We start from the raw sequence: 20,525 nt of genomic DNA on the forward strand, positions 1-20,525 counted from the left end.
CGGGGGCCGGTGGGCCCGGGGCTCAGTGCCGCAGGATCTTGGACAGGAAGTCGGCGGCCCGCTCCGTCCGCGGGGCGGCGAAGAACTCGGCCGGCGCGGACGTCTCCAGGATCCGGCCGGCGTCCATGAACACGACGCGGTCGGCGGCCCTCCGGGCGAAGCCCATCTCGTGGGTGACGACCATCATCGTCATTCCCTCGCCCGCCAACTCCACCAGCACGTCCAGCACTTCCTGGATCATCTCCGGGTCGAGCGCGGACGTCGGCTCGTCGCACAGCAGCACCTTCGGGTCCATGGCCAGCGCCCGCGCGATCGCGACCCGCTGCTGCTGGCCGCCGGACAACTCCCCCGGATACGCGTCCGCCTTGTCCGACAGGCCGACCCGGTCCAGGAGTTCCCGGCCCCGCCGCGCGGCCTCCGCGCGGGACAGCCCCCGCACCTTGACCGGGGCGAGCGTCACGTTGCCCAGGACCGTCAGGTGCGCGAAGAGGTTGAAGGACTGGAAGACCATGCCCGCGTCGGCGCGGAGCCTGGCGAGCGCGCGGCCCTCGGCGGGCAGCGGGACGCCGTCGATCGTGATCGTGCCCGAGTCGACGGTCTCCAGCCGGTTCACGCACCGGCACAGGGTGGACTTGCCGGAGCCGGACGGGCCGATGACCACGACCACTTCGCCGGCCGCGACGTCGAGGTCCACGTCGTGCAGGACCTGGTGGGTGCCGAAGGACTTGTTCACCCCCGTGATCCGCACCAGCGGCGGCCGGGCCGGATCGGGCCGGGCGGCGGCGCCGGTGTCCGGCTTCGCGGAGGTGCTCACGGGAACTCCTGCGGACGGGGGTTCGGGACGGGCCGTGGACATGCCCCTATTCCATCGAACAAGGCTGTGCCGCGTCCAACGAGCACTTTTTCGCCGACGCATCGAAACGCCTTATGGTTCAAGGGTGTTGGACATCCGGCAACTGGAGGTGCTGGCGGAGATCGCCCGCACCGGCTCGTACACGGCCGCCGCCGCGTCACTCGGCTACACGCAGCCGGCCGTGAGCTACCAGATGCGGCGCCTGCAGCAGACGGTGGGCGCCCCGCTGGTCACCCGGGCCGGCCGCGGCGTACGGCTCACGCAGACCGGGCAGTCCCTGGCCCGGCACGCCGAGGCCATCTTCTCGGTGCTCCGGGCCGCCGACCAGGACATCGCCTCCCAGGTCGCGCGCGGCGGCGGCCTGGTCCGCATGGTGTCCTTCCAGAGCGGCTGCGTGTCCCTGCTGCCCGAGGTCGTCGGACGCCTCCGCGACCACCACCCCGACGTCCGCATCACCCTCACCCAGGCCGAGCCCGTCCAGGCGCGCGAACTCGTCCGCTCCGGCGCCGCCGACCTCGGCCTGCTCTGCAATTGGGCCAACGAAGGCGTCCCCGAGGGCGAACCGACGATGCTGCGGGTGCCCCTCATGACCGACCGCCGCTGCGTGGTCATGCGCCACGACCACCCCCTCGCCGGCCGCTCCGAGATCGCACTGGCCGAACTCGCCGACCACGACTGGGTGATGGAGAGCTACCGGGACCGCTTCGAGGCCGCCTGCACCAACCTCGGCTTCGAACCGCGCATCAGCGCCACCGTCGACGACTCCCACACCCTCCAGGCCCTGGTCAGCGCCGGCCTCGGCATCAGCCTCATGAACGAGATGGCGCTGCGCATCCACCTCTGCGACGACCTCGTCTACCGCCCGCTGCTGGACTGGCCGCTGCGCCGCACCTATGCGCTGCTGTGGCCCGACATGGTGGCCGTCCCGGCCATCGCCGCCGTCCTCGCCGAGATCCGCCGCGCCGCCCGCCTCGCCCAGCAGGACCTCCCGTCCGCACCGGGTCCCGGCTGACGGCCGCGGCCCCGCCCGGCTACTGCGTGCTCGCCGGGCGGAGAGCGGCGCAGCGGCCGGGCAGCGGCTCCACGCTGGTGGCGAGGAGGGCGGGCGGCCGGGCATCGCGCACCTCTCGCCGGTGGCGGTGTCGCGCAGCTACGCAGCCTCTGATGCGCCGGCTCCTGATATCGCGAAGAGGTCTCCCCATGGGTTACGGTCCCTCGACCCACGTCTCCGATTCGTGTCTGGAGCCCCTGTGACCACTGCCCCCTCCCGCCCCGACAAGTCGCCGGCCCAGGCCTGGAGCGACGTCCAGCTGCTGTGCGCGTTGGAGGAGGTGGTGGAGGCGGAGCTCGGCCGGCACCTGACGGCGGCGAAGGAATGGATGCCGCACGAGTACGTGCCCTGGAGCGACGGGCGCAACTTCGAGGGCGTGATGGGCGGCGAGGCCTGGGCGCCGGAGCAGTCCAAGGTCTCCGACGTGGCCCGGATCGCGCTGGTGGTGAACCTGCTGACCGAGGACAACCTCCCCAGCTACCACCACGAGATCGCCACGGTTTTCGGCCGGGACGGTGCCTGGGGCACGTGGGTGCACCGGTGGACCGCCGAAGAAGGCCGGCACGCCATCGCCATGCGCGACTACCTGCTCGCCTCGCGGGCGGTGGATCCCGTGGAGCTGGAGCGGTTCCGGATGACGCACATGGCGGAGGGATTCGAGGCGGACAACAGCCACAGCGTCCTGCACTCCATCGCCTACGTCGCCTTCCAGGAGCTGGCGACCCGGGTCTCGCACCGCAACACCGGCCACCACTCCGGCGATCCGGTGTGCGAGCGGATGCTCGCCCGGATCGCCACCGACGAGAACCTGCACATGGTCTTCTACCGCAACCTGCTCGCCGCGGCCCTGCAGATCGCTCCCGACCGGACGATGCGGGCCGTCGCCGACGTGGTGACGGGCTTCCGCATGCCCGGCCACGGGATCCCGGGATTCGAGCGGGCGGCGGCGCGGATGGCCGTAGGCGGCATCTACAACCTCCGGATCCACCATGACGACGTACTCCAGCCGGTGCTGCGCCACCTCAAGGTGCTGGAGGTGTCCGGGCTGACGGGCGAGGGGCTGCTGGCGCAGGAGGAACTCGGGGCCTTCATGAACGGGCTCGGTGCTCAGGCGACCAGGTTCGACGAGCGCCGCGCGACCATACTGGCCCGCCGCCACAAGGAGTGACCACCGCCCGACGGGCCCCGGGGGAGGACGACGCGGCGCGGCCGCGCCTCGCCGCTGCACCACCGCTGCCCGCGCCGCGCCCGGCGCCTCGGGCCGTCGCGGGCGGGGGGGCGGACACCTCCACTGCTCCCGCTCGATGTGAATATCTGGTGCCGCGACAGGAGAAAAAATAGCTCTTGCGGCAGGGCAATCGTGGGGTGCGCCGAAATTCCGGGCGGCGGCTGCGCACGGCTGCCGCCGCTGTGCTACTGTAAATCTCAGTTGCGGTTGTGGTTCCCAAGAGATTCAAGCGCCCTCGCCGGGTTTCTTTACCGGTGGGAGCACTTTGTTTTCCCGGTTCTTTCCGGATGGGGCAATCATCGCGGCGACGCTGAGCCCGCACGGTGCGGGCCCAGGGCACCGCCCCCGAAGGAGAGACATCATGGCTACTGGCACCGTGAAGTGGTTCAACGCGGAAAAGGGTTTCGGCTTCATCGAGCAGGACGGTGGCGGCGCTGACGTGTTCGCCCACTACTCGAACATCGCCGCCCAGGGTTTCCGCGAGCTGCAGGAAGGCCAGAAGGTGAGCTTCGACGTCACCCAGGGCCAGAAGGGCCCGCAGGCCGAGAACATCGTTCCCGCCTGACGCTGACGCGCACGACGTAGCCGGGGCCCGCACCTGAAGGGTGCGGGTCCCGGCTTGCCCGTTTCACGGAGCACCCCGCGTACGGCGGCGGCGTCACGGGCGGCGGAACACCGCCGGACCGGGCGGCATGTCATCCCGGCGCCCGCGGCAGGACAAGGACCGCCCTGGTCTTTCGGCCCGGTATCCAGATGTCTCACGGCTGGTACCCGCACCTGTCAGCGCAATGGGAAGTCGCATTCTTCCCCGCCTACGTTTTCATTTCTTCGGCTCGTTCTTGCGATTCCCCGTACGGCTCACCGCTGCCGGGAATTCCTCGATACGTGCCGCATCGAGGAAGGTTCTGCATGAACCGCACATCTCGCACGAACGACCGTTACTCCCGCACCGGCGGTTCGGCCGGCTCCTCCAGGGGCGGGGGTTTCCGTTCGCAGAGCCCGCGCTCCCCGGGCGCGGGCCGTTCCCCTCGCACAGGGCGTCGTCCGGCGCCGCAGGGGGAGTTCGCGCTGCCGGTGACCACCACGCCGGCGCTTCCCGCGGTCGCGGCGTTCGCCGACCTCGACATGCCCGCCCCGCTGCTGGCGGCGCTCCGTGCCGAGGGCATGGCCGTACCGTTCCCGATCCAGGCGGCGACGCTCCCGAACACGCTGGCCGGCCGCGACGTGCTGGGCCGGGGCCGCACCGGTTCGGGCAAGACCCTTGCCTTCGGCCTGGCGCTGCTGGCCCGCACGGCAGGCATGCGTGCCGAGCCCCGGCAGCCTCTGGCGCTGGTCCTCGTCCCCACCCGGGAGCTGGCCCAGCAGGTCACCGATGCGCTCACCCCGTACGCCAGGCCGCTGAGGCTGCGGATGGCCACCGTGGTCGGGGGGATGTCGATCGGCCGGCAGGCCGGAGTCCTCCGCGGCGGGGCCGAGGTCGTCGTCGCGACGCCGGGACGGCTCAAGGACCTCATCGAGCGCGGGGACTGCCGCCTGGACCAGGTCGCCGTCACGGTACTGGACGAGGCCGACCAGATGGCCGACATGGGCTTCATGCCCCAGGTCACCGAACTCCTCGACCTGGTACGCCCCGGCGGCCAGCGCATGCTGTTCTCCGCGACGCTGGACCGCAACGTCGACCTGCTGGTGCGCCGCTACCTCAACGACCCCGTGGTCCATTCCGTCGACCCGTCGGCCGGCGCGGTCACCACGATGGAACACCACGTGCTGCACGTCCACGCCGCCGACAAGCACGCCACCACCCTGGAGATCGGCGCCCGCGACGGCAGCGTGATGATGTTCCTGGACACCAAGCACGCCGTCGACCGCCTGACCAAGGACCTCCTGCACAGCGGGGTGCGGGCCGCGGCGCTGCACGGCGGCAAGTCCCAGCCGCAGCGGACCCGCACCCTGGAGCAGTTCAAGGCCGGGCACGTCACCGTGCTGGTGGCCACGAACGTCGCGGCCCGCGGCATCCACGTCGACAACCTCGACCTGGTCGTCAACGTCGATCCGCCGAGCGACCACAAGGACTACCTGCACCGCGGCGGCCGTACCGCCCGCGCCGGCGAGTCCGGCAGCGTCGTGACCCTCGTGATGCCCAACCAGCGCCGCGACATGACCCGGCTGATGGCCCAGGCCGGCATCACCCCGCACACCACCCAGGTGCGCTCCGGTGAGGCCGAGCTGAGCCGCATCACCGGCGCCCAGGCCCCGTCGGGCGTACCCGTCACCATCACCGCACCGGTCGCCGAACGCGCCAAGCGCAGGACGGCCTCGTCGCGCGGCCGGCGCGGCGGCGCCGCCCAGGGCCGTCGCGCCGCCTCGCCCCGCACGGCGTCCGGCGGTTCCGGCCGGCAGTCCTTCGCCGGCACGGCGGTCTGAGGAGCGGGCCACCGCGCCCCGTTCGCCCCGTTCGCCCCTCCGCTCAAGGGCTCACCGCCCCCGGAGCGCGGGGGTCCGGGGGCGGTGAGCGCCGGGCGCGGGTGCCCGTTCAGGACCGGGCCGGGACCGGCCCGGGGCTCATCCCAGGGTCCACTGCTGGTTGGACTGGCCGTTGCAGGTCCACAGTTCGGCCAGGGCGCCGTTGGCGGTGGAGGCGCCGGTGACGTCCAGGCACAGGCCGGACTGGACGCCGGTGATCGTGCCGTTGGCGTTGAGCTGCCACTGCTGGTTGGCGCCGCCGTTGCAGGACCAGGTCTCCACCTTGGTGCCGGCGGTGGTCCCCTTGTTCGCGGCGTCCAGGCACAGCTGGGTGCCGCCGAGGGTGACCGTCAGCTCGTTGGAGGAGTTCCGGGTCCAGTTCTGGTTGGCCTGGCCGCTGCAGTCCCAGATCTGGAGCTGGGTGCCGAGCGTGGTGGAGGAGTTCGGCACGTCCAGGCACTTGCCCGCGGCCACCGCGTGCAGCGGGCCCGACGTGCCGCCGCCCGAGGTGGAACCGCCGTAGCCGGCCGCGGTGATGTTGGCCTGGACGGCGCTGTCGGTGGCGTCGCTGGGGTAGCCGGCGACGATGGCGCCCTCGTAGAAGGTGCCCTGGGACTGGTTGGTGTTGCCGTTGCAGCAGTCGCCGCCGCTGCCGAGGATGATCGCGCCCTGCTTCTTCATCGGGCTGTAGCCGGGGGGCAGGGAGCCGTCCCACAGGGTGGTCAGGCCGCCGGACTGGGCGTTGGCGCCCTTGATCGCGAACCTCGACGTACCGTTGTTCTTGAGCATCGCGGTGACGTACTTGCTGGTGAAGGCGCGCTGGTTGCCGTTCCAGGACTGGCTTCCGCCGGAGTAGAGCCCGTACTCCAGGTCGGCCTGGACCCAGGGGCCGCTGCCGGAGCAGCCGCCGAACCAGCAACTGGTGCCGAAGTAGATCGCGTCCATGGCGCCGGCGCCGTCGGCCCTGCGGTCGGTCTCGCTGTTGCCGTAGTCGAAGCAGCAGCCGCTGTTGACGTGCGTGCCGCTGGTCACCATGTAGGCGCCTTCGGGCGCGCTGCCGGTGGGCACGCCCGTGAGGTGGCCGTCCCGCCAGTAGCTGTTGCCCGGATTGATGTACAGCGAGTAGACCTTGCCGCCGCTGACCGTCAGCGACTCCGAGGTCGCCTTCGCCGGGGTGTCGGAACCGCCCGCGCCGCCGGGGCCCTGGTACATCACGTCGTTGCCGTGCCCGGACTGGTCGAACACCGTGGTGATCACGCACGTCGTGCCCGCGCAGAAGGAGTCCTGCGCGGCCGCGTCGGCCCGGCCGCCGGCCGCCACCACCCCGATGTTCTTCGTCGTGTTGTCCGACGAGCGCCGGACCTGGTACAGGCTCCCGGTGTACGAGGCGTACAGGGCGCGCACCGTGCTGTGCGCCGCCACGCACGGCGTGCCGCCGGAGGCGTAGATGTCGCACGGCTGCTGCGTCGCGGCCTGCGACGGGGCGGCCGTGCCGGTCAGGACACCGGCGGCGAGTGCCACCACGGTGCCCGCCCCCAGGAGTGCGCGCCGCACGCGGCGCATCCACGATCGGTGCATGGTGAGTTGCTCCTTGTCTTCGGAACTCGTCGGACGTCGGGGGCGGCAGACCGCGCCCGGGGCTGTCAGATTCCGGTGCTGGTCCACTCGTTGCCGGTGCTGGAGCCGGGCGTCCCCCTCACGGTGGTGGCGCCGGCCGTGGTGCCGCCGTTCCAGCCTCCCGGCGCCGCCGGGGCATGGGTGACCGCGCCCCGGCTGCCCGGGACCCGTGGCCGCGGGTGGGGCCGGTCCGTGGCCGGTTCGGCCCGGTCCGGATCAGCCGCGGGTCGGCTGCCGGCCGGACCGGCCGTCGCGGGTCCGTGGTGCGGCCAGGGCGTCGCCACCTGCGGTGGAAGCCCAGAGATGTCGGGCAGGCCGGACTCCTTTAGTGAGCGCTAACATCTCCGATGGGCAACGTGCGGTGGGATTGCCGAAAGGTTTCGGGGAGACGGTCCTCTTCGTGTCGCGGGCCTGTCAAGAGGGGGGAACGCCGATTCGGGGCAACGGCCGCCGGTGCGCGGCGCGCACCGTTCTGCGCCTGACCGCACGGGGAGGACCGCCGAGTCCGGGCGGCTCCGTGCCGCGCGGGTGCTCTCAACTGGGACGCTTGCCGCGAGGGTTGACAGGGTGTCCGCGGTGGGGCACGCTGCCGTCTCGGTCACCTGACATCCCCTCTCCCCGCCGGGAGACAGGTGTCTTGTCCGATGAAATGTTAGCGCTAACTAAGAAGAGCCCCGCGCAACAGCACCCTTGGCGCCGTCACCCCCCACCGCCAGGAGACCCGATGAACCTCAGAACGTCCCGGCTGACCGCCGGCCTGTGCGCCGTGGCCCTCGCCGTGGCCGGCCTGCTCGCGACCGGTGCCACGGCGCACGCCGCCCCTACGGCGGCCGCCGCGTCCACCGGCCAGTTCCACGGCGTGAACTGGGCGGACCCCAACGACAACTTCATCACCGGCCCCAACATCCCGGTGGGACTGTCGCAGTCGGACAGCTACGCGACCGTCTACGCGAAGTCGACCGCCGTCCTCAAGGGATTCCAGGGCCTCGGGGCCAACACCGTCCGCATGGGCTTCAACGCGGCGACGACTTCCGGGTCCTGGTGGAACAGCTACACCGCCGCTCTTGACGCCGCCACCGATCTGGGCATGAACGTCATCGTCGCTCCCTGGCTGCAGGGCGGGAAGGTCAGCGACACCGCGTCCTTCTTCCAGATGTGGGACACGATGATCAACAAGTACGGCGGCCACGGCAACTTCTACTTCGACATCATGAACGAGCCGTACGGCTACAACGCCACGGACCTGACCAACTTCGAGGCCTCCTGGCTGGCGCGCTACCCGGGCCTCTCCCGCAGCCACGTGATCGTGCCCGGGCTGTGGTCCGACGGGAACCTGTGCGCCGTCGGTTCGGACTCCCGGCTGTCGGGCACCCTGCTGTCGATCCACATCTACGGCATGTTCGGTGACTCCCACACCACCGAGGCCGCCTGGGTCAACGACTTCACCAGCAACCTGTGCGGGCACGCCGACCGGGCGGTGCTCACCGAGTTCGGCGTCCCCATGAACACGGGCGTCGACTACAACGGCCCCAAGGACGGCGTCAACGACCTGTCGTACCTCTACGGCATCACCGACACCGTCCGCAACCTGGGCATGGGCTCGGTCCTGTGGACGGGTGTCAAGAACGCGAACCAGACGCAGGGGCCGGGCCCGTGCGAGAACGCCTCCTGCGCCGTCACCACCCTCGGCGGCAGCGGCACCAACCTCTCGGTGAGCGTGACCAACAGGTCCGGTCTCGACCGGCTCCAGTGGGGCTGGGGCACCGGCACCAACCCCGGCGGCACCGGCACGGGCGGCACCGGCACGCTGCTGCGCGGCGCCGGCTCCAACCGCTGCCTCGACGTGCCCGGCGCCGTCACCGCCAACGGCACCCAGACCGAGATCTGGGACTGCAACGGCGGCGCCAACCAGTCCTGGACCCTCAACTCCTCCAAGGAGCTGGTGGTGTACGGGTCGAAGTGCCTCGACGCCTACAACGGCGGCACCACGGCGGGAACCAAGGTCGTCATCTGGGACTGCAACGGCGGGACCAACCAGCAGTGGAACGTCAACGCCGACGGCTCCGTCACCAACGTGAAGTCCGGCCTCTGCCTGGACGTCACGGGAGCCTCGACCGCCAACGGCGCCCTCGTCGAACTGTGGACCTGCACCGGCGGCAGCAACCAGAAGTGGAGCCGCCAGTAGCCCGGCCGGTCCCGCCGGCCGGTGAGGCCGGCGGGCCGCCGCCGCCCCGTGGCCACCGCCCGGCACGCCGGTGCCGCAGGCCGCCGACCGACGCGCGGCTCCCCCGCCGCCGGTGACCCGCTGCCGCCGGCGGATTCCCGGAGGCGGCTCCGTCGAATCCCGGCTCAGAAGCTTCGGAGCCGGGATTCGCCGTTGAGCGGAGACGGCGGCGGGGCTGCGAACGTGCGCTCCCGCTGCCGGGGCCCCGCCGGGGCCGCCGCCGTCAGGCCGCGACGCAGGCGGTGCTGCCGTTGCGGCCGCCGGGGAGCACCTGGAGCCCGGTGCCCCGCCGGGGCGGGGGCGCACCGGCGGCCGGAGACGGAGCACGGCGTGGTGCGGGCCACGGCCGGGGAGGCACGGGTGCCCGCCGCGGCGAGGCCGGTACGCCGAGGTGTCGCGGACGGCGTCGGCGCAATCGGCTTGGCGCGGCGGCCCGGCTCTGCTGGACTACCGCTGACCGATCGCCCGCGGCGGCCGCCACGGCCGTTCCGCGCGGCGCCACGCCACCGGGGGAGCCGTCCGTGACCAGCGACCAGCAGGACCCTGCCCTGCGTGCCCTCCACGGCGTCGACGCGGTGCCCTGGTCCGGGCTGCGGCACAACTACGGCACCGCCGAGGACGTCCCCGGGCTGCTCCGGGCCGTCGCCCGCGACGACGGCCGTGCCGGGTCACCCGGCGCGGAGGCCGTCGACGAGCTGCTCGGCCTCCTCGTCCACCAGGGCGGCTGGATCTGCCCGGCCGCGACCGCCGCGCTGCCGTACCTGCTGGCCCTGGCGGCGGTACCGGCGCTGCCGCAGCGCCTGGCCGTGATCGGTACGGTCGAGCAGCTCGCGTGGACGGCGGCGGACGCCGAGCCCCGCTTCGTCGACGCGGGATGGCCGGCCGCGTGGACCGGCTGCCGGCCCGTCCTGGTGGCGCTGCTGGCCGACGCGGACCCGGCGGTCCGCCGCGCGGCCGTCGACGTCCTGGCCCTCGCCCCCGAACCGGCCGCCGACACGCTCTCCTTGCTGCGCGGGCTCTGGGAGCGGGACGCGGACCACCCGGCGCGGGTCGCGGCACTGGCCGCGCTCGGCCAGGTCGCGCTTGCCGCCGGGCCGGACGAGGCCCGGCGGACGACCGTGCTGCTGGAGGGCCTGCTCGCCGACCCGCGGCCCTCCGTCCGCCTCGCCGCGCTGGAATCCCTCGCCGCCCTCGACCCCGGGGCGCCCGCCCGGCACCTCGGCCTGCTCGCCGGGACCGTCACCGCGCCGGACGCCGCGGCGGAGCTGTCCCGCGCCTGGCCCGGCACCTCGTCCGCGGACGCCGCCGGAAGGGCGTACGACCTGGTGGCCGCCGACCCCGGCGCGGCCACGTCCTTCGTGACGCGCCTGACCGCGCCCGCCCTGCCGCCCGGCCTGCACGGCGCCGCTCTCGGCCGCGCCGGGACGCTGCTCGCGCAGTGGCGCTCGCCGGCGACCGCCCTGCTGCCGGTGCTGGCCCGGAGCCTCGCGACGGGCGAGCCCGCCGTCCGTGTCCAGGCCGCGCACCTGCTCGCGGCCCTGGGCACCGCATCGGCGCCGTACGCCGACCTGCTGGCGGAGCACCTGGCCGACGACGGGCCGCGGCCGTCCACGCGCTCGCCGGAGACGGTCGCGGACAACGCCCTGTGGGCCCTGACCCGGATCGGCGACCCGCGCTGCCTGCCCGGGCTGCCGGAGCGCCTGTACGCACGCGGCGCCGTCTTCGCCGCGCACGGCTCGCACTACTCGGCGGCCTTCCGCTACTTCCCGACGCTGCCGGGGATGCACGAGGTGCTGATGCCGCTCGGCGCGCACGCCGGCATCCTGCTGCCGGAGGTCCGCGGCCTGCTGCGCCGCCTGCCCGCCGCCGGTGACGACGCGGCGGCGCGCGCCTTCACGCAGGTCCTGGCGGTGTGGGGGCCCGCCGCGCTGCCGGCGCTGCCCGAGCTGGTGCGGCTGCTGGAGCACCCGCCTCTGCGGCGCTCCGCCGCCGAGGCGCTGGCCGCGATGGGCCCGGCCGCGGCGGACGCGCTGCCCGGGCTGCGCCGCGCGGAGGCCGGTATCGACGTCCGGGAGCGCTCGGCGGTGGACGAGCGCCGGCTGTTCGCGTGGGCCCGGGCCCGGCTGGGCGACGACCCGGAGCGCGCTCTGAACATCCTGGGCGCGGCCGTCGGCGAGGACCGCGTCTTCCACACCGCGATACGCCGGCTCGGCGACCTCGGCCCGCTCGCCGCGCACCGCACCGGGCGGCTGCGCGCCCTGCTGGCGGACCGGCACCCCGAGACGTGGGAGCGGGTCGAGGCGGCGGTCGCGCTGTGGAGGGTCACGGGCGATCCGCAGGAGGCCCTCCCGGCGCTGGAGGAGACCGTCCGCCCGCTGGCGGAGGGCCGCTACCTGCCGGTGATGCGGCGCGCGGTGGAGGCCCTGAACGCCATCGGAAGCGTGGGCCCCGCGACCCGCGCCGCCCTCGGCGCCGCCCTGGCCCTCGACACCCGGCTGTCGTCGTCGGGCAGCTGGCGGTGCTTCACCGAGGACGAGGAGATCCGCGCGGACGCCGGGCGGCTGCTGCACGCCACCGGCGGCTGACGGGCCCGCGGAGTGCCCGCGGACCGCACATGATCGTTTGACGGGTTCTTCAAAGGTTCTTCATCGCCTGGCTCCTACGGTCGGCTTGCCCTCCGCACCCGCGGCGGGGCGCGGCGTAGGGAAGAGGGAACCGATGAGGGCGTTCCGGGCGGGGCTCGGGGTGACGGCCGCGGGGCTGGTGCTCGCGCTGGCCGGCTGCGGCGGCGGTGGCGGCGGGGGCGCGACGGTGCCGTCGGCCGAGGGAGGCGCGTCGTCCGCGCCGGCCGCCGGCACGGGGGGGCGGGGCGGCGGGGACGAGGTGACCGCCTATGTCGAGAGCCAGCGCAAGTGGGTGGCGTGCATGCGGAAGCACGGGGTCGATCTGCCCGACCCGAATTCCCGGGGACAGATCGACATGTCCGGTCAGGGCGCGGAGATGAAGAAGGCGCCGCAGTTCACGGCGGCGTCCGAGAAGTGCGCCGGCCTCCAGGCGACGGTCCCGCAGGGGCTGGAGGAGGCCTACGAGCCCAAGCTCACGCCCGCGCAGATCAAGCTCCAGCGGGACTACGCCGGCTGCATGCAGAAGAACGGCGCGCCCGACTTCCCCGACCCGGACGCGAACGGCTACGAGGCCGACGACAACTCGGGCCGGCCCGTGTGGGACCAGGACTCGGCCGGGGCCAAGCGGGCCATGCGCCTGTGCGCCCCGATCGTCGGGGACCCGGCCGACTCCGGCCCGGGCAAGGGCTGAGCGTGACCGGGACAGTGACGGAGCCCGGCGGCGGTCCGGAGGCGGAAACCCCACCGGGCCGCCCGCGCGGGTGGCGCCGCCGGCGGACGGCACTGGCCGGTGCGGCCGTGCTCGTGGTGACGGCGGTCGCGGTGGCCGCGGCGCTCGGCTTCGGCGGGGGCGGGGACGAGGGCCCGAAGGCGCTGCCGCGGACCGGCTCCGTCGTCACGGTGAAGCGCGCCACGCTGGCCGAACGCGTCACCGTCGACGGTCAGCTGGGCTACGGCACCGAGGTGCCGCTGCCGCTCAAGGCGACCGGGACCGTGACGTGGCTGCCCCCGCAGGGCGCGACGGTGGGGCGCGGCGGCACACTGCTGCGCGTCGACGACCGGCCGGTCGTCCTGATGTACGGGGCGCTGCCGACGTACCGGGACCTGGGCCTGCCCGGGGCGGGCGGCGGACAGGCGGGCGGTGAGCGGTCGAAGGGTACGGGCGGCACCTCCCCGGGTGCGGCCGCGGACGGGCCGTCCTCCGCGCCGTCCTCCGCACCGGCCGCCGCGGGGTCCGGCGGGCAGGGCGGTGAGCTCAGCGGCATGGACGTCCTGCAGTTCGAGAGGAACCTGGCGGCCCTGGGCTACACCGGCTTCACCGTGGACGAGAGGTTCACCGCGGCGACGGCCCACGCGGTCGAGCGCTGGCAGAAGTCGCTCGGGCTGCCGCAGACCGGCGTCGTGGGCGTGGGGGACGTCATCTACGCCTCCGGGCGGGTGCGGATCGGCCACGCCGGCACCCGGCTGGGGGAAGCCGCCGGTGAGAACACCCTGACCTGCACCGATACAGCGCGGAAGGTCACGGTCAACGCCTCGGCCGCGGACGCCGGGTGGGCGCGGCGCGGCGTCGCCGTGCGGATCACGCTGCCCGCCGGTACGTCCGTGCAGGGCACGGTGGTGGCGGTTGGGAAGCAGGCGAGCGCGCCCGAGGGGGCCGACGGCGGGGGCGGGCAGGCGGAGGCGGGGGCGACGGTCCCGGTGACCGTCTCCGTCAAGGACCAGAAGGCGCTGGGGAGTCTGGAGAGCGGTCCGGTGACCGTCGGCTACGTGGGACGCCAGGCGAAGGACGTGCTGAGCGTGCCGGTCTCCGCGCTGGTCGCCCTCGCCGGGGGCGGGTACGGCCTGGAGACGGAGGACGGCCGCTTCGTGGCCGTGCGGACGAGGCTGTTCGCCGACGGCGACGTGGAAGTGAGCGGCGCCGCGGTCCGCGAGGGCATGAAGGTGAGGATCCCGGAGTGAGCACGACGAGCGGTGCCGGCCCGGCGGTCCTGGAGTTCGACGCGGTCTGCAAGACGTACCCGGGCGGCGTGGCCGCGGTCCGTGAGGTGAGCCTGCGGATCGGCCGGGGCGAACTCGTCGCCGTCGTCGGTCCGTCGGGCTCCGGCAAGTCCAGCATGCTGAACCTGATGGGCAGCCTCGACCGGCCGTCCTCGGGGCAGGTGCGGATCGACGGCCACGACGTGGCGAAGCTGTCCGACCGCGAGGTGTCCGCGCTGCGCGCCACCCGGATCGGCTTCGTCTTCCAGCAGTTCCACCTCTCGGTCGGCGTGCCGGTGCTGGACGCGGTGGCGGACGGCCTGCTCTACGCCGGCGTGCCGATGCGCCGGCGCCGCGCCCGTGCGGCTGCCGCGCTGGACCGGGTGGGTCTCGGCCACCGGCTCCACCACCTGCCGCAGCAGCTGTCCGGCGGTGAGCGGCAGCGGGTCGCCGTCGCACGGGCGGTGGTCGGCGCCCCGTCCGTCCTGCTCGCCGACGAGCCGACGGGCAACCTCGACTCGGTGTCCGGCGCGGCCGTGCTGGGCCTGCTGCGGGAACTGCACGCGGCAGGCACGACCGTGGTGGTGATCACCCACGACCGGGAGATCGCGGACCGGCTCCCCCGCCGCCTGGAGATGCGGGACGGCCGCCTGGTCGCCGACAGCTCCCGCGGCCGCGAGACCGGGGCACGGCGGTGAGGCCCGGGGCGCGGCTGCGCGTCGCCCGGCTCGGCCCCGCGGACGTCGTACGCCTGGGCGGCACCGGGCTGCGGACCCGGCCGCTGCGGGTCTTCCTGTCCGCGCTCGGCATCGCCATCGGCGTCGCCGCCATGATCGCGGTCGTCGGTATCTCCGGCTCGGGGCAGGCCGAGGTGGACCGGCGGCTGGACGCCCTGGGCACCAATCTGCTGCGGGTCGCGCCGGGGCAGAGCCTGGGCGGGGAGCAGGCCCGGCTCCCCTTCGAGGCGGTGCCGATGATCCGCCGTGTGCCACCGGTGGAGCAGGCCGCCGCCACGGGCGACACCGGCGCGCACGTCTACCGCAACGAGCACATCGCCATCGGCCGCACCGGCTCCCTCGACGTCCTCGCCGCCGAGCGGGGCCTGCTCCCGGCGGTCGGCGGCCGGGTGCACGTCGGCCGCTGGTTCGACGCGGCGACGCAGGAGTACCCGGCCGTCGTGCTCGGCGCGCGGGCCGCCCAGCGCCTGGACGTGCACACCCCCGGGACCCGGCTGTGGATCGGCGGCCACTGGTTCTCGCTGATCGGTGTCCTCGAACCCGTCCCGCTGGTGCCCGAGCTCGACAGCGCGGCACTCGTCGGCTGGCCCGCGGCCCGTACGTACCTGCGCTTCGACGGGCACCCGTCGCTGGTGTACGTGCGCACCCAGGACAGCCAGGTTGCCGCGGTACGCGCCGTGCTGCCGGCGACGGCGTATCCGGAGAAGCCGGACGAGGTCCGGGTCTCCCGGCCCTCCGACGCCCTCGCGGCCCGCGAGGCCACCGAGTCGGCGCTCACCGGACTGCTGCTCGGCCTGGGCGGGGTGGCGCTGCTGGTCGGGGGCGTCGGGGTGGGCAACACCATGGTCATCTCGGTGCTGGAGCGCCGCCCGGAGATCGGGCTGCGCCGGGCCCTGGGCGCCACCCGCGGGCAGATCCGCACGCAGTTCGTCACGGAGTCGCTGCTGCTGTCCTTCGTCGGCGGCCTCGGCGGGACCCTCCTCGGCACGCTGATCACCGCGGGCTACGCGGCCGGGCGCGGCTGGCCCACGGTGGTGCCGGCCTGGGCGAGCGCGGCCGGCATCGGGTCGACGCTGCTGATCGGCGCGCTGGCCGGGCTGTACCCGGCGGTCCGGGCCAGCAGGCTGTCGCCGACGGAGGCGCTGTCCCGTGCCGGCTGACCGGCGGGGGAAGGGACGGGTGCGGGCGCCCGCCCGTCCCGTACGGTGGCAGGCCCCCGGGGAGGGGGCAGGGGAGCGGGCGGGCGAGGAGTGGGGAGACGTACGGTGAGCTTTCGGCTGCGGGTTCTCGGGCTGCTCGTGCTGGTCGCCCTCACCGCCACCGCGGCCACCGCCTGGCTCGCCCTGCGCCAGGCGAACCGCCAGGTCCAGGAGGCCGTCAGCGCCGGGCAGCAGGAGGTCTCCGACATCGTCGACGGCCTGCGCGGCTACGGGTACGCGCACGGCACCTGGCAGGGCGCCGGCGCCACGGTGCTCCAGCTCGCCCGCCGGACCGGCCAGCGCATCCAGGTGCTGACGGAGTCCGGCGCCCCAGTCGCCGACTCCGACACCCTCGCCGGAGGTGAACCCCGCCCCGGCAGCAGGCCCGCCGCCCTGGTCGACGCGCGGCCCACCGTGCGGCTGCCGCACATGGGGACGCCGTGGGAGTCGGTCAAGCTCATGGCGACCGCCATCGCCTCGTACCGCTCCTCGGCCCCCTACGCGGCCTGCCTGACCGGCGCGGGCGTGCCGGTGACCGTCCGCCCGGGGCTCTACGGCATCCCGCAGGCGAGCACCGGCCACCGGCCCGCACAGTGCGCCGAACCCACGGCCGGGAACGACCCGCAGACGCCGCAGGACGTCGCACGGCTGCGCACCTGCGAGCAGGTGCCCGGCCTTGCCGCGTGCCTCCAGCGGATCTTCAACGAGCGCACGGACGCGGTCGCCCCGGCACGCCTCGTGGTCCGCCTCGGCTACCGGAACGAGTCCCCGCCCACCCTCGCGGCCGCCCCCGCCGCCTCCGCGGCCGCCGGGGTGGCCCTCGCTGTGGTCCTCGGCGCACTGCTCCTCGGCCGGGCGGTCCTGCGCCCGGTCCGGGCGATGACGCACGCGGCCACCGCGCTCGGCGACGGCGACCTGGGCCAGCGCGTCCCGGCCAGCGGGCGCGACGAGATCGCCGAACTCGCGGCCGCCTTCAACCGCATGGCCGACTCGCTGCAGGCCGCCGAGGACCGGCAGCGCCGGCTGACCGGGGACATCGCGCACGAACTGCGCACCCCGCTGGCCAACCTGCGCGGCTATCTGGAGGCCCTGCGCGACGGCGTCGTCGCACCGACGCCCGACCTGCTCGCCTCGCTCCACGAGGAGACGCTGCTGCAGCAGCGGATCGTCGACGACCTGCACGACCTCGCCCTGGCCGAAGCCGGCGCGCTCACCTACCACCGCCGCGAGGTCGATCTGCGCGACGTCCTCGACGCCGCCCGCACCGCGCACCGCGGCCAGGCGGCGGCCGCCGGCGTCGCCCTGGTGACCGAGGCACCGCGCCCCGTGCCCGTGACCGCCGACCCCGACCGGATTCGCCAGGTCGTCGGCAACCTGGTGGTGAACGCCCTGCGGGCGACGGGCCGGGACGGCCGGGTGACGCTCGCCGCCCTCACCCGGCGCGGCCGGGCCGTCATCGAGGTCCGGGACACCGGGACCGGGATACCGGCCGCCGACCTGCCGCACCTCTTCGACCGCTTCTGGCGCGCCGACCCGGCCCGGGGCCGGACGACCGGCGGCAGCGGGCTCGGGCTCGCCATCGCCCGGCAGATCGTCACCGACCACGGCGGGACGGTGGAGGCCCGCAGCACGGTGGGCGCCGGCACGACGTTCACCATCACCCTGCCCGCCGCCCCCGGGCACCGTCAGGAAGCGGCCGCGCCCCCGCCGTCGGACAGCCGGTAACCGCGCCCGTACACCGTCTCCAGGCGGCGCGGCCGCTTCGGATCGGCCTCCAGCTTGCGGCGCAGGTTCATCACGTGCGCGTCGACGGTCCGCTCCAGCACGTCCCGGTCGTAGCCGAAGACGCGCTCGATGATCTGCGCCCGGGTGAACACCCGCCCCGGCTCCCGGGCCAGCATCTCCAGGACGGCGAACTCCTTCGCGGTGAGCCGCACCTCTCCTCCGGCGACCCGCACCTCGAAGCGGACGGTGTCGAGCTCCACGTCCCCCACGCGCAGCACCGTGGGCTCGGCCGCCCCGCCGCCGGTCCTGGACCGCCGCAGCAACGCCCGCACCCGCGCGGTCAGTTCGCGCGGGCTGTACGGCTTGGTGAGGTAGTCGTCGGCGCCCAGGTCGAGGCCGAGGAGCATGTCCTCCTCGGTGGAGCGGGCGGTGAGCAGCAGGATCGGGACGCTCGACTCGGTCCGCAGGATGCGGCAGACGTCCAGCCCGTCGACGAGCGGCAGCATCACGTCCAGCACGATGAGGTCCGGCCGCACCGCGCGGGCGCGCTCCAGCGCCGTACGGCCGTCGGCCACGACCTGCACCGCGTGCCCCTCGCGCTCCAGGTAGATCCGGACCAGCCGGGACTGCTTCCCGTCGTCCTCGGCGACCAGGATCCGGGCGTTCACGACTTCTCCTCCCCCCGGGCGCCCGAGGCGGCGCCCGCCCTGTCCCCGAAGGCTAGACCGTGGCGAGGACGCCGCGCAGCCTCGGCGGCGTCCAGACGGCCCTGCTCTCCGGCCTGATGACCCGGTGGCTGCCCCCGGCCGCGCCCCCACGGGCGCCGGCGTCGTCGGCCGGCCTCCGCGCACCGGCCGGGATCGTCGGTCCGGACCGCACCTGACGCGCCCGGGCGCGTGCCGCTGCCCTCAGTGCGGGAAGTGGTGCGGCAGCTCCGCGATCAGCGCGGCCGCCGCGGGGGAGGGCCGGCGCCGGCGGTGGCGGGCCAGCTGGACGGTGACGTCGGGGACGTGCGGGCCGGGCACCTGCGTCAGGCGGCCCGCCGCGAGCGCGTCGACGACGTTGGCGCGGGCCAGCAGGCTGAGGCCGAGACCCGCGGCCACGCAGGACCTGGCCGCCTCCAGGCTGCCGAAGCGCGTGATCCGGGGCTGCGCGCCCTGTGCGGCGGTGAGCAGCCGCTCGATGAAGCGGTCGCTGTACGAGCAGCCCTGTTCGTGCATGAAGTAGTCCTCGCGGGCCAGTTCCGCCCAGTCGGCGGGCGGGCCGTCGGCGCCGCGGGCGAGGGAGTGGTCGGGAGAGCAGACGAGCACCAGCGGCTCGCGGGCCAGCGGCGTGCACGCGATGTCGCGGAACGCCGCCTCGTCCTCCAGCAGCAGAGCCAGGTCCAGCTCGCCGGTGCGCAGCGCGGCGACGGCCGGTGCGGTCCCCATCGTGCGCAGGTCCACCTCGATCCCGGGGTGGCTGCGCCGCAGCGCGGCGACGACTCCCGGCAGCCGGGCGGACACCAGCGTCTCGCCGGCCGAGAGCACCACGCGTCCGGTCACCTGACCGCCCGCGCCGCCCGCCGAGGCGGCGACCGCCCGCATCTGGGCCTCGGCTTCCAGCACCGCCTCGGCCTGTGCCAGGACCTCGCGTCCGGCGCCGGTGAGCACCACCCCGCGCGGCAGCCGGTCGAACAGGCGCACGTCGAGCTCCTTCTCCAGCGCCTGCACCTGGGCGGTGACGGTGGACTGGACGAGGTGCAGGTCCTCCGCCGCGGCGGTCAGGTTCTCGGTCCGGGCAACGGTGGTGAAGGTGCGCAGCAGCCGGGTGTCCATGCCGTCGACCATAACGCTGCCATCGGATGTGCCGATGGATCTGATCGGTATCGATCGTTTGTGTGGATGCCCGGGCGGTGCCACGGTAGGGGCATGACCTCGAAGACGCGCCCCGACATCCTGCGCTACACCGCCTTCACCACCGACCCCGCGGGCGGCAACCCGGCCGGCGTCGTGCTCGACGCGGCCGCGCTGGACGATGCCGCCATGCTCGCGACCGCCGCCGAAGTCGGCTATTCGGAGACCGCGTTCGTCACCGCGGCGGACCACGGGGCGCGCCGCTTCCGGCTGCGGTACTTCAGCCCGCTCGCCGAGGTCGCCTTCTGCGGCCACGCGACGGTCGCCACCGCGGTGGCCCTGGCCGAGCGGACGGGGCCCGGCCCGCTCGTCTTCGACACACCCGTGGGTGAGATCGCGCTGGACACCTCCGCCGACCCCGCAGGCTCCGTGACGGCGACGCTCACCAGCGTCCCCACCCGCTCCCGGCCCGCGGCCGACGAGGAGGTGAACGCCTCCCTCGCGGCCCTGCGCTGGTCCCCGGAAGACCTCGACCCGGCCCTCCCGCCGCACGTCGCCTTCGGCGGGGTCGAGCACCTGGTGCTGGCCGTGGCCACGCGCGAGCGGCTCGCGGCCCTCGACTACGACTTCGAGGCGCTGGCCGGGGTGATGCGCCGTCACGGCTGGACCACGCTCCAGCTGGTCTGGCGTGAGGCCCAGGACCTCTTCCACGCCCGCGACCCCTTCCCGATCGGCGGTGTCGTCGAGGATCCGGCCACCGGCGCGGCGGCCGCCGCCTTCGGCGGCTACCTGCGTACCCTCGGAGAGCTCCCGCCGTCCGGGGCCTTCACCATCCGCCAGGGGGAGGATCTCGGCCGGCCCAGCCTGCTCCGGGTCGAGGCGTCCGCCACGGACCCGCGCATGCGGGTGAGCGGGCAGGCGGTGGCCCTGAAGGCGCCGTAGCCGGCCCGTCGCATGTCAGGGGTGGATACCGGCGGGGTGCCGTGGGGAGG

17 protein-coding genes are annotated in these 20,525 nt (G+C 74.4%); 13 read left to right on the forward strand and 4 right to left on the reverse strand.

Annotation, left to right across the window (positions count from 1 at the left end; translation table 11 throughout):
- Positions 1–22: 22 nt before the first annotated feature.
- Positions 23–856 carry an amino acid ABC transporter ATP-binding protein gene (locus tag ACH4SE_RS03920; RefSeq protein WP_398541686.1) on the reverse strand — a complete coding sequence of 278 codons (834 nt, stop codon included), beginning with the start codon at positions 854–856 and terminating at the stop codon, positions 23–25.
- A gap of 82 nt (positions 857–938) precedes the next feature.
- Here ACH4SE_RS03920 and ACH4SE_RS03925 point away from each other — a divergent pair, with 82 nt between their 5' ends.
- The 4 genes from ACH4SE_RS03925 (at position 939) to ACH4SE_RS03940 (ending at position 5,556) form a co-directional block, all read left to right on the forward strand.
- Positions 939–1,865, forward strand: coding sequence for a LysR family transcriptional regulator (locus ACH4SE_RS03925; RefSeq protein ID WP_398541687.1), 927 nt, complete (start codon positions 939–941; stop codon positions 1,863–1,865).
- 238 nt (positions 1,866–2,103) lie between these two features.
- Positions 2,104–3,072: an acyl-ACP desaturase gene (locus ACH4SE_RS03930; RefSeq protein ID WP_398541688.1), complete on the forward strand. Its 969-nt coding sequence runs from the start codon at positions 2,104–2,106 to the stop codon at positions 3,070–3,072.
- 421 nt (positions 3,073–3,493) lie between these two features.
- A complete protein-coding gene (locus tag ACH4SE_RS03935) occupies positions 3,494–3,697 on the forward strand; it encodes a cold-shock protein (protein WP_034275260.1) in 204 nt (67 codons plus the stop codon).
- 344 nt (positions 3,698–4,041) lie between these two features.
- A complete protein-coding gene (locus ACH4SE_RS03940) occupies positions 4,042–5,556 on the forward strand; it encodes a DEAD/DEAH box helicase (RefSeq protein WP_398541689.1) in 1,515 nt (504 codons plus the stop codon).
- Between the two features lie 138 nt (positions 5,557–5,694).
- Here ACH4SE_RS03940 and ACH4SE_RS03945 read toward each other — a convergent pair whose 3' ends face one another.
- On the reverse strand, positions 5,695–7,173 hold the full coding sequence (locus ACH4SE_RS03945) for an arabinofuranosidase catalytic domain-containing protein (protein WP_398541690.1): 1,479 nt from the start codon (positions 7,171–7,173) through the stop codon (positions 5,695–5,697).
- A 763-nt stretch (positions 7,174–7,936) separates the two neighbouring features.
- On the opposite strand from ACH4SE_RS03945, the gene ACH4SE_RS03950 reads away from it, so the two are divergent.
- The 7 genes from ACH4SE_RS03950 (at position 7,937) to ACH4SE_RS03980 (ending at position 17,698) form a co-directional block, all read left to right on the forward strand.
- Entirely contained in the window at positions 7,937–9,397 is a 1,461-nt protein-coding gene (locus tag ACH4SE_RS03950) for a ricin-type beta-trefoil lectin domain protein (RefSeq protein ID WP_398541691.1), read from the forward strand.
- Positions 9,398–9,957: 560 nt separating this feature from the next.
- On the forward strand, positions 9,958–12,021 hold the full coding sequence (locus tag ACH4SE_RS03955) for a HEAT repeat domain-containing protein (RefSeq protein ID WP_398541692.1): 2,064 nt from the start codon (positions 9,958–9,960) through the stop codon (positions 12,019–12,021).
- A gap of 133 nt (positions 12,022–12,154) precedes the next feature.
- The gene (locus ACH4SE_RS03960; RefSeq protein ID WP_398541693.1) at positions 12,155–12,751 is read left to right on the forward strand and encodes a hypothetical protein; all 597 of its coding nucleotides are present in this window, start codon (positions 12,155–12,157) and stop codon (positions 12,749–12,751) included.
- Between the two features lie 2 nt (positions 12,752–12,753).
- Positions 12,754–14,019, forward strand: coding sequence for a peptidoglycan-binding protein (locus tag ACH4SE_RS03965; protein WP_398541694.1), 1,266 nt, complete (start codon positions 12,754–12,756; stop codon positions 14,017–14,019).
- Positions 14,016–14,735 (forward strand): ABC transporter ATP-binding protein, encoded by a 720-nt coding sequence (locus ACH4SE_RS03970; RefSeq protein WP_398541695.1) that lies wholly within the window; start codon positions 14,016–14,018, stop codon positions 14,733–14,735. Before ACH4SE_RS03965 ends, ACH4SE_RS03970 begins: the two co-directional genes overlap by 4 nt.
- Positions 14,732–15,934 carry an ABC transporter permease gene (locus ACH4SE_RS03975; RefSeq protein ID WP_398541696.1) on the forward strand — a complete coding sequence of 401 codons (1,203 nt, stop codon included), beginning with the start codon at positions 14,732–14,734 and terminating at the stop codon, positions 15,932–15,934. The genes ACH4SE_RS03970 and ACH4SE_RS03975 overlap by 4 nt, the downstream gene beginning before the upstream one ends.
- Positions 15,935–16,039: 105 nt before the next feature.
- The gene (locus tag ACH4SE_RS03980) at positions 16,040–17,698 is read left to right on the forward strand and encodes a sensor histidine kinase (protein WP_398541697.1); all 1,659 of its coding nucleotides are present in this window, start codon (positions 16,040–16,042) and stop codon (positions 17,696–17,698) included.
- Here the strand turns inward: ACH4SE_RS03980 and ACH4SE_RS03985 are convergent.
- Entirely contained in the window at positions 17,659–18,366 is a 708-nt protein-coding gene (locus tag ACH4SE_RS03985) for a response regulator transcription factor (protein ID WP_398541698.1), read from the reverse strand. The two genes, ACH4SE_RS03980 and ACH4SE_RS03985, sit on opposite strands and share 40 nt — an antisense overlap.
- Before the next feature lie 59 nt (positions 18,367–18,425).
- Here ACH4SE_RS03985 and ACH4SE_RS03990 point away from each other — a divergent pair, with 59 nt between their 5' ends.
- Positions 18,426–18,581, forward strand: a complete 156-nt coding sequence (locus ACH4SE_RS03990) for a hypothetical protein (protein ID WP_398541699.1) — start codon at positions 18,426–18,428, stop codon at positions 18,579–18,581.
- A gap of 25 nt (positions 18,582–18,606) precedes the next feature.
- Here the strand turns inward: ACH4SE_RS03990 and ACH4SE_RS03995 are convergent, their stop codons facing one another.
- Positions 18,607–19,515, reverse strand: a complete 909-nt coding sequence (locus ACH4SE_RS03995) for a LysR family transcriptional regulator (protein ID WP_398541700.1) — start codon at positions 19,513–19,515, stop codon at positions 18,607–18,609.
- A 93-nt stretch (positions 19,516–19,608) separates the two neighbouring features.
- Between ACH4SE_RS03995 and ACH4SE_RS04000 the strand changes: the two genes are divergently transcribed.
- Positions 19,609–20,475 (forward strand): PhzF family phenazine biosynthesis isomerase, encoded by an 867-nt coding sequence (locus ACH4SE_RS04000; RefSeq protein WP_398541701.1) that lies wholly within the window; start codon positions 19,609–19,611, stop codon positions 20,473–20,475.
- Positions 20,476–20,525: the final 50 nt, after the last annotated feature.

The organism is Streptomyces sp. NPDC020983, from assembly GCF_044333485.1.
Lineage (GTDB): Bacteria > Actinomycetota > Actinomycetes > Streptomycetales > Streptomycetaceae > Actinacidiphila.

Bases quoted from the DNA above. Each gene is read 5' to 3' on its own strand.
- ACH4SE_RS03920 (WP_398541686.1), bottom strand. From the start codon at position 856: ATGTCCACGGCCCGTCCCGAACCCCCGTCCGCAGGAGTTCCCGTGAGC.
- ACH4SE_RS03935 (WP_034275260.1), top strand. From the start codon at position 3,494: ATGGCTACTGGCACCGTGAAGTGGTTCAACGCGGAAAAGGGTTTCGGC.
- ACH4SE_RS03940 (WP_398541689.1), top strand. From the start codon at position 4,042: ATGAACCGCACATCTCGCACGAACGACCGTTACTCCCGCACCGGCGGT.
- ACH4SE_RS03945 (WP_398541690.1), bottom strand. From the start codon at position 7,173: ATGCACCGATCGTGGATGCGCCGCGTGCGGCGCGCACTCCTGGGGGCG.
- ACH4SE_RS03950 (WP_398541691.1), top strand. From the start codon at position 7,937: ATGAACCTCAGAACGTCCCGGCTGACCGCCGGCCTGTGCGCCGTGGCC.
- ACH4SE_RS03960 (WP_398541693.1), top strand. From the start codon at position 12,155: ATGAGGGCGTTCCGGGCGGGGCTCGGGGTGACGGCCGCGGGGCTGGTG.
- ACH4SE_RS03995 (WP_398541700.1), bottom strand. From the start codon at position 19,515: ATGGACACCCGGCTGCTGCGCACCTTCACCACCGTTGCCCGGACCGAG.
- ACH4SE_RS04000 (WP_398541701.1), top strand. From the start codon at position 19,609: ATGACCTCGAAGACGCGCCCCGACATCCTGCGCTACACCGCCTTCACC.